3 protein-coding genes and 2 pseudogenes are annotated in these 7217 nt (G+C 53.4%); 1 reads left to right on the top strand and 4 read right to left on the bottom strand.

Annotation, left to right across the window (positions count from 1 at the left end):
* Together QZ197_RS12965 and QZ197_RS12970 are read right to left on the bottom strand one after the other, a co-directional pair.
* Positions 1–180, bottom strand: a pseudogene (locus QZ197_RS12965) (sugar ABC transporter permease); the annotation flags it as partial.
* A 39-nt stretch (positions 181–219) separates the two neighbouring features.
* Positions 220–1473, bottom strand: a complete 1254-nt coding sequence (locus QZ197_RS12970; RefSeq protein WP_296432458.1) for an ABC transporter substrate-binding protein — start codon at positions 1471–1473, stop codon at positions 220–222.
* Between the two features lie 296 nt (positions 1474–1769).
* Here QZ197_RS12970 and QZ197_RS12975 point away from each other — a divergent pair, with 296 nt between their 5' ends.
* Positions 1770–2501, top strand: coding sequence for a response regulator (locus tag QZ197_RS12975; RefSeq protein ID WP_296432460.1), 732 nt, complete (start codon positions 1770–1772; stop codon positions 2499–2501).
* Here QZ197_RS12975 and QZ197_RS12980 read toward each other — a convergent pair.
* Both QZ197_RS12980 and QZ197_RS12985 read right to left on the bottom strand, forming a co-directional pair.
* On the bottom strand, positions 2496–6968 hold the full coding sequence (locus QZ197_RS12980) for a chemotaxis protein CheB (RefSeq protein WP_296432461.1): 4473 nt from the start codon (positions 6966–6968) through the stop codon (positions 2496–2498). The genes QZ197_RS12975 and QZ197_RS12980 overlap by 6 nt on opposite strands.
* A gap of 139 nt (positions 6969–7107) precedes the next feature.
* Positions 7108–7217: pseudogene (locus QZ197_RS12985) on the bottom strand (IS5/IS1182 family transposase); the annotation flags it as partial.

A 7217-nucleotide genomic window follows, 5' to 3' on the forward strand; every position in this document is an offset into this window, starting at 1 on the left:
GCCTTCGATCGTATAGTTCGGCATCACCCCGGACTTTGTGAACGAGATGTAAATGGTCCACGCGATGAACCCGTAGACAAAGAACAAGCTGAGCGCAAAGAGCGGCGAGACGACGATCCGGGGCAGCCAACGTTCAATTTTCTGGCCAAGCGGGACGGTGGTTCGGGTGCGGGTAATCATTTGAATATACACCGAGGCCGAGACCCCGGTGTAAGCTTTCTATTGCGCGCGCGCGACGGCTGCCGCAAGCGATTGCGCCGCTTCTTCGGAACTCATGCCGGAGTTGAAGAAATTGGTCACAAGGTCAAGAAATTCCCCACGGATCGAACGGGGGATCGCCATTTCATGCGCCATTGATGGCACCAGCGCATCATTTTCAATCGCGGCAAGAAGGTCTTCGTGGGACCGCAATGCACAGGCGTCAAAAGCATCAAGTGCCACGTCGGTGCGTGCCGGAATCGATCCTTTGGCAAGGTTAAAGGTTTCCTGAAACTCTGGCGACATGATCAGGCTAGCGAGCACCTGTTGGCCTTCTATGTTGTCGTCGCCTTCAACCCTAAAGAATGTGAAGCTGTCCGAATTCAAGACAAAGCCGTTGCCGGGGGTGGGGGCGCATAGAAAGTCAACGCCGGGGACTTTTCCGGCAGCCAGAAATTCACCCTTGGCCCAATCGCCCATGATCTGAAAACCGGCTTCTCCGCGCATGACCATGCCGGTTGCAAGATTCCAGTCACGGCCAGAAAAATTGTCATCGACGTAGCCGCGCATTTTGCGCAGCTGATCGAACGCCGCGATCATCGTGTCGCTTTGCAGCGCTTCCTGATCCAGTTCCACCAGCGCCTTGCGGAAGAAATCCGCACCGCCGATCCCTAGGACAACGTCTTCGAACACGGTGGCGTCCTGCCAAGGCTGACCACCGTGGGCCAATGGCACAATACCGACAGCCATCAGTTTGTCGGCCGCTGCATTGAATTCGTCCCAGGTTGTCGGCATCTGCGTGATGCCGGCAGTTTCAAGCGCCTGAGGGTTGGCCCACATCCAATCGACGCGATGGATGTTTACCGGGGCTGCTACATATTCGCCTTCATACTTCATGATGTCGGCGAGCACTGGTGGCAGCACTGCATCCCAGTTGTCGCTTTCGGCCACAGCTTCAACCGAACTCAAAGCACCTTCGCGGGCCCATTCCTGAATACCCGGACCTTTCAGTTGGACGGCGGTGGGTGGATTTCCGGCGATCACCCGTGCGCGCAGTGCCGTCATGGCCGCATCACCACCGCCACCTGCGATGGGCGAGTCGATCCAAGTCCCGCCCTGGGCTTCAAAGGCGTCTTTCAGCTCTCCAACCGCCTTTGCTTCGCCCCCCGATGTCCACCAGTGAAGCACCTCTACAGTGCCTTCCGCGCAAGCGATGCCGGGTCCAATTGCTGTCAGCGTTGCTGAGAGCACCAGCGCTTTCTTAAAGATATTCATCACGTCCTCCTTTTCTGAAAAGTAGAGACCGACCAACCTAGCCTTCTGATCATGGTTACCCATAAACAGATGTGTCACCTGCGGACGGTTCGCACGATATCGAAACACAGATCGCACAAGCGTGATTGACTAAAATCAATCGACAATGACTGCTGAGACAATGCAGAGTGTCACCTCTGGCTAACTGTTGGTTGTGTCTTGTGATCGGATTGCTCATCTGCGCCTGCATTTGACAGGACGCCCTAATTCTTCCACCTTTCAATTACGACCGGTGCCGAATGATTGGTTTGCAGAGAATGAGTTCGCAAAAAATTCTAGTCATCGATGATGACCCGAAAGTCCGGTTGCTTCTACGGCGCTGTCTGGAGGAAGTCGGCTTAACGGTTTTGGAAGCCGAGACGAAGGAACAAGTATTTGGCGCCTTGGAAGCTCATGATATCGAGCTTCTTCTACTTGATATCCAGCTTGAAAACGACAACGGGTTCGAGATCGCCAAATGTGTGAGGCAACAAACACCGGTGCCGATTATCATGGTGACCGGTCAGGATGATGTGATCGACAGAGTGGTCGGATTGGAGATTGGCGCGGACGACTATATTGTCAAACCGTTTCACCTTCGCGAAGTGTTGGCGCGTGTGCGGGCTGTGTTGCGTCGTAGCCGCGGGGGAGCGTCTGTAGCGAAGACCAAAGACTATTCCACCACGGATAGCGCGGTAAAATCTTTTGACGGGATGGTCGCTCGGTTAGATCTATTCGAATTAGTTAACCGGAACGGCGAGACTATGGATCTGACAAGCGGTGAATTCGCGCTTTTGAACGCTTTTCTTCAAAACCCTAAGCGTGTCTTGTCACGAGATCGACTAATAGACCTTCTACATGGCACTAAATGGGCACCTCAGGATCGCGTCATTGACACGCAAGTCGCACGCCTCCGTCGTAAAATTGAGCGTGATCCGCGCTCTCCAAAGGTGATTAAAACAGTCCGAGGGATTGGGTATATTTTTGCTGCCGATATCCAGACATCATAGGGTGCTGCCATCAAGCATCTCGCGAAGCGTCCGCGCCAATTCTTTCAAACCGTATGGCTTACGCAGTATTCTGTATTCGGAAATAGCGCTGGTCCTCCGGGGTGTCACTCCCTTTGCGTACCCCGTGACCAGCAATATTTTCAATTCCGGCCTGAGCGCCAGTGCCTCAGCAGCGACATCAAAACCAGTCATACCGCCAGGCATCACGACATCGGAAATGACCAAATCAATGTCTGCTTGTTGCTTGATGATATCCATTGCTTTTGGGCCGTTCGTCGCGACAAGAACGTCGTAGCCAAGTTCGATGAGACGTGTCAGCGTCAGGCGCAGAACCTTGGGGTCATCTTCGACCACAAGGATCTTTTCACCTGCACCGTTCGCAATATCAACTGACCTATTCTGTCTGATCTTGTCGGCTTTGGCAGTTGTGGTGGGCAAATACAGATTGACCGTTGTTCCTTTACCGATCTCGCTCTCAATGGTGACATGCCCGCCTGACTGCTTGGCGAAACCGTAAACCATGCTAAGCCCAAGACCTGATCCTGCCCTAGGCCCTTTTGTCGTAAAGAACGGGTCAAATAATTTTGACTTGATTTCAGGTGCAATACCTATGCCTGTGTCTGACACGGACAGACAGACATAGTCGCCCGGCGTCACATCAACCTGTGTCGCAGCGTGATCAGCATCAAGCGTCAAATTGCGCGTTTCGATCGTCAGTGTGCCACCATCCGGCATCGCGTCTCGCGCATTGATCGCCAAATTGAGAAGGGCGCTTTCGATCTGACCGGGATCCGCAAGTGTCGTATCCAGATCGTCGGTTAGCTTGGCCTCAACGTCGATCTGTTCGTCAATGGTACGTTTGAGGATCGGAAGCATCATTTTCACGAGATCGTTTAAGTCGATACTTTCCGGTGCAAGAGACTGGCGTCTCGAAAAAGACAGCAGCTTGTTGGTAAGCGCTGCGCCTAGATTTGACGCCTCCAGTGCTTCACTGATCAGTTCTCGCAGTCTGACGTCGTCGGTGCGCCCCTCCAGTAATTCAAGATTGCCGATCACCACAGTCAGCAGGTTGTTGAAGTCATGCGCCAGACCTCCGGTTAGGTGCCCAATCGCTTCCATTTTCTGGGCACGCTGCAATTCGGCCTGTCGTTTCTTGTCCGACGTCATATCGAGTAGTATACCCAGGAAATGGCGCGCTCCTTCGAGTTCCAGTTCTGACACTGTCAAACGCACCGGCACGCGGCTACCGTCCTTGTGTGCTGCATCCATTTCTCGACCAACACCGATAATCCGTTTTTCGCCAGTCTTGATGTAGTGTTCCATATAGCCATCATGTTGGCTGCGGTCTGGTTCAGGCATCAGCATATTGACGTTTTGGCCTATCACCTCGTCGGCAGTGTATCCCAATATCTGTTGGGCACCCGGACTGAAGGTGCCAATGATACCATCCTGATCAATTGTGATAATTGCTTCGGGGACGGCATCCAGAATAGCGCTCAGCCGTGCTTCGCGGTCTGCGACCGCTTGTAGTGTTTTCTTCTGCTCGGTGACATCCTCCAAGGCCAGTAGAATAAGTTGCTTTTCTTTCGAGTGGTCTTCAACCTTGCGCGCATTCAGCACCATGTCGCGTTGACCGCGGCGGCCTGACTGCATCGTCAGTTCAAAAGCTTCCACTGTTTTCTCATGTAGCAGCAAGGCCTCCAACAATGCGCGAAGTTCGGGAACGTCCCATTGCGCGTTCTGGATCAAAAAGACATTCTTTCCGACAAGATCCGACTTACTTGTCTCAAAAACCCTGCGAAAGGACTTGCTGACCGACAGAATATCAAAATTGCTGTCCAGCACGATCAAGGGCTCGCGCACCGTATCGACGATATTTTCGGCAAACTTGCGGGCTTCACTGGTCTTTTCTTGCAGCGTCTTGAGATCAGAGATTTCCGCATAGGTAACAACGATACCGTCAATTTTGCCACTTTGTGTCCGGTAAGGAAGAATGCGGCGTATGAACCACCGCCCGCTTTCACTTTCGACTTCGCATTCTGCCAATACGAGCGTTTCAAGCACGGCTTCCGCATCTTTCAGCAGATCAGGGTCTTTGACTTTGCCGGTGATGTCGCTGAAGGGCCGCCCGATATCTTTGCTGATCAGATTGAATAGCTCGCGCGTGGCAGGTGTAAAGCGCATGATCTTGAATTCAGTGTCCAGAAACAACGTTGCGATGCCCGAACTTGACAACAGATTGTTGAGGTCATCCGACATCCGGCGTTCCTCGTCGATCTTTTGCTGAAGCTGGGTGTTTAACGTGATCAGTTCTTCGTTCAGTGACTGCAGCTCTTCCTTTGAGGTCTCAAGCTCTTCGTTCGTCGACTGGAACTCTTCGTTCATCGACATGGCTTCTTCATTGACGGCCTTCAGTTCCTCTGTCGAGCGCTCATAATCGCTGATTATACTCCGCAAATCGGCCCGTGCCGTTTCAAGTTCCCTTTCCAGCTGTCGGGTCACGTCGTCGTCGGGCGCATTCACCACCGTCGTGACGGGTGCTGCTGGTTCGTCCATGAATGTGACCAAAAACAATTGGGTATTGTCCAGCGTGACGGGGTGGGCCTGTATGGTAACACCATACTTTTCGCCCCCCCGCGAAATCACGGCTGTTTCTGTTGCCTCTGCTTCCCCTTGTCGTGCTGCCCGAATGACACTGCTTAGCCGGGGACGAAGTCCTTGGCGTGCCATGGCCAGCAGATCGCGGCTCGTTTCGCCTGAGGGCACACGAAGATACCGGTCTGTTGGGCCTTCGAAATACAGTGCTTCTGATCGGGCGTTGATGAGAACCGCCGCTGGGGCGTACTTTTCAATCAGAACGGTTTGGCTAATCTCAGCCAGCTTGTTGGCTGGGGCACGGAATTGGTTGGGCGTCGGGATGATGCCGGCATTGGCAAATGGGCGCTGCGCAATCGGGAAATCGAACGCACGACCACGCGCGCTGCCGACGCGTTGATAGATACGGTACTTTTTTGACACCGGCTGAAACAATGCGTCATGATTGCCTGTCGTCTCGGACATACCCAGAAACAATGTGCCGCCTTCATTGAGCGCAAAGTGGAACATGCGAATGATCCGTTCCTGCGCGTCCGGAGTCAGATAGATCATCAGATTGCGGCACGAAATCAGGTCCAGCTTGGAAAACGGTGCATCTGCCAGGACATTCTGATTGGCAAAAACAACGGTGTCACGCAATTCCGGCGTCACGCGATAGCTGTGGTCTTCCTTGATGAAGAAACGCTTCAATCGGGCTGGTGAGACGTTCTCAGCAATAGAATCGGGATATATGCCGATACGCGCAATCTGCAGCGCGCGTTCATCGACATCGGACGCAAAGATCTGCAACTTGACGTTTTTACGCAGCGCCGAGATTTTTTCGATTACCAACATCGCCAGCGAATAGGCTTCCTCGCCTGTAGCACAGCCCGGCACCCAAATACGCACGGGACGCGTTGCATCATGCGATTTTACCAAACCCTCAAGCACAGTTTGTTCCAGGTGCTCGTAGGCATCCTCGTCGCGAAAAAAAGATGTCACGCTGATCAGCAAATCGGCGCAGAGGTTCTGCGCCTCTTCGTTGGAGTCTTTCAAAAGCGCAAGGTAATCGCTCGAATCTTCCATATGCTTCAGCGCCATGCGCCGCTCGATCCGCCGCAATAGCGTGCCTTCCTTGTAAAGATCGAAGTTGATCGGCGAATGCGATTTCAGAACGGCAATGATCTGCTTGAGCGAGGCCTTTGCATTCTCGCCCAATACCTTTGTAGGCTTGCGGCTCTGAATGAAAGGATGGCGAAAATATCTGACGATGATCTCAGGCATTTCCGCGACTGGCACGACATGATCTACCGCACCGGTTGCGATTGCACTGCGCGGCATCCCGTCATGAGTGGCCTCGGTCGGTTCCTGGACCAATACGATTCCGCTTTGTTCCTTGATCTCGCGCACGGCGGCCGATCCGTCACTGCCAGTCCCTGACAAGATGACCGCCACTGCGTTTTGACCCAGATCGCTGGCCAAAGACCGCAAGAACTTGTCAATCGGTAGGCGTGTACCGCGACGATCTGACTGTTCTGACAGATACAGCGCGCCGTTACGGATCTCCAGATACTTGTTCGGCGGAATGACATAGACATGATTGGCTTGCACCCTGAGCTGGTCCTCTGCGGGTACAACGGGCATATCAGTGTGATTGCCCAGAAGGTCGGCCATCAGGCTTTTGTGGTCGGGGTCCAGATGATGGACCAGAACGAATGCCGCTCCGGTGTCAGCTGGGGTTGCATCAAGAAAGGCACTGTAGGCCTGCAAGCCACCTGCCGAAGCGCCAAGACCGACAACGGGAACTGCGCCTGTATGGTCTGATACCACTTTGACCTTTGCGCTTTTGGTTGGGGGCGATGCTGTCTTGCGATCTAGCTTTGGTTTTGTCATTTTTCTTGCCATGTCATTCCAGTTTCCCGCCTGAAGGCTGTCGGCTCAACCAAATGGGCTAGACTTCGCGAGACACTTCAACGTCTGTGCGGCATCCATAGCCCAAGGAGAGCGCCTCTAATAGTGTTAGGTTCCAGACTCATAACCAGAATATGACGGTTGCGGCGAGTGCGATAGCCGAAAGGAATACCTTTGGGCACCTGTCATAGCGCGTTGAGATGCGTCTCCAATCTTTGAGGCGGCCAAACA

Source organism: Yoonia sp., from assembly GCF_017854415.1.
GTDB lineage: Bacteria > Pseudomonadota > Alphaproteobacteria > Rhodobacterales > Rhodobacteraceae > Yoonia.